Annotated in this window: 1 protein-coding gene; it reads left to right on the plus strand. The window is 43.5% G+C overall.

Annotated features, from left to right (window positions below; genetic code table 11):
* Positions 1-232, plus strand: a 232-nt coding sequence (locus tag AB5935_RS26270) for a hypothetical protein (protein ID WP_368327900.1), incomplete at both ends; no start/stop codon positions are given.

Genomic DNA, 232 nt, shown 5'->3' on the forward strand with positions numbered 1-232 from the left:
TACAGGAAAATGACTATGTAAGTGATGGTACTCCGTTGTCTGACGGTGCTACTACTCCGGCAGATATCTTGGCAATCAAGGGTCCTACAGCTGTACAGGAATATATCGTGAATGAAGTTCAGGATGTATACCGCTTGCAGGGTGTGAAGATCAATGATAAGCACTTTGAGATTATCGTTCGTCAGATGATGCGTAAAGTACAAATTGATGAACCGGGAGATACTCGCTTCCT

Origin of the sequence: Phocaeicola sp. RTP21198st1_B8_RTP21198_201120, from assembly GCF_040929485.1 — a bacterium.
Taxonomy (GTDB): domain Bacteria; phylum Bacteroidota; class Bacteroidia; order Bacteroidales; family Bacteroidaceae; genus Phocaeicola; species Phocaeicola dorei.